General features: G+C 78.0%; 1 protein-coding gene. It reads right to left on the reverse strand.

Annotated elements, in window-relative coordinates; all coding sequences use genetic code 11:
* Nucleotides 1-304 precede the first annotated feature (304 nt).
* A partial coding sequence (locus EAO77_RS37770) for an amidohydrolase family protein (RefSeq protein ID WP_147992784.1) occupies nt 305-1572 on the reverse strand: 1268 nt, incomplete at its 5' end.

The following is a 1572-nucleotide window of genomic DNA, read 5'->3' on the forward strand; positions in this document are numbered from 1 at the left end:
GTCCGACCGGCCCGCTCCCCCGCAGCAGGAGCGCTCCGTGCGCCCGCAGAGTCCAGCCGTCGCGGCGCCGCGTCGTGAACCGTGACTCGTGCACCGCACGTCCCGCCGGGCCGGACGGGGGGCGAGCGGCCCGAGCGGGCCGGCCGGTGCGCGCGGACCTCACGCGGGTGCGACGGTGTGCACCGCCGTCACGGGGTGCGACGCGCGCCGGCCTCCACGAGGGCGACGGGGTGCACGGCGCGTGCAGGCATCACGACCGTGCGACGGCCCGGCCCGGCGGGACGTGCGGTGCACGAGTCACGGTTCACGACGCGGCGCCGCGACGGCTGGACTCTGCGGGCGCACGGAGCGCTCCTGCTGCGGGGGAGCGGGCCGGTCGGACCGGGATGCCGGTGCGCACGACGCGCGACGGTGCCGCGAGGACCGAGACGTCGGAGAGCGGGTCGCCCGCGACGAGGACCATGTCGGCCGCGTGCCCCGGGGTCAGCCGGCCGGCGGTGCCCGTCAGCCCGAGCAGCCGTGCGGCGCCGGTCGTGGCCGTGCGGATGGCGTCGAGGGCCGGCAGCCCCGCCGCGCGCATCAGGACGATCTCCCGGCCGATGGGGTCGACCGTGCCGCCGGAGGAGTCCGTCCCCGCGGCGAGCGGCACGCCGAGCTCATGGGCGGCGAGCACCGCGCGCTGGAGCACGGGGAGGTAGGTGCGCCCGCGCTCGGCCAGCACGGGGTCGGAGGAGTGCGCCAGGCCGGCGATGGCGGTGAGCGTCGGCGTGAAGTACGTGCCCCGGCGGTTCATCTCCCGCAGCGTGCGCTCCCCGACGAACACCCCGTGCTCCAGGGAGCGGATGCCGGCCGTCACCGCGTCGTGGCAGCCCTTCCGGCTGTAGCTGTGGCACAGCACCCCGCGTCCGCCCTTGCGCGCCGCGGCCACCACCTCGCTCAGCTGGGCGTGCGTGTACACCTGCGCCAGCGGGTCCTGCTCGGGGAGTCCGGCGCGTTCGTTGACGCGCGTCTTGATCACGTCCGCGCCGCGGCGCAGGTTGACCGCGACCACCCGGCGCAGTGCCTCGGGGGACCGCACGCCGTCCCGCAGCCGGGCCAGCGGGGTGAGATCGGGATCGGCGAGCACCGTGTCGCCGAGGTCGGGCGTGACGAAGACGCCCGCCGCGCGCAGGCGCGGCGCGAGGCTGGGCGCCCGGCGGCTCAACTCCCGTACGGCCACGTCCTGGTAGAAGGAGGTGGAACCGCTCCGGGCGCTGGTGGCGCCGGTGCGCACGGCCGAGCGCGCCTCGGCGGCGGTGGAGAGATGGATGTGCGCGTCGATCAGCCCGGGGAGCACCCAGTGGCCGTGAGCGTCGAGCCGCGGGAGGCCGTCGGGGATCCGCACCCGGGAGCGGGGGCCGGCGGCCCGGACGACACCGCGGCGCACGACGACGACCGCGTCCTGCGTGACCTCGCCGGTCGCCGGGTCGAGCAGGGTGCCGCCCTCCACGACCAGGTCGCCCTCGACGGCCGGGGCGCTCTCGTCCGCCCCGTCCGCCCTGCGGCGCGGCGCGGCCGCCGCAGGGCCGGCGG

Origin of the sequence: Streptomyces sp. T39 (assembly GCF_008042045.1) — a bacterium.
Lineage (GTDB): Bacteria > Actinomycetota > Actinomycetes > Streptomycetales > Streptomycetaceae > Streptomyces.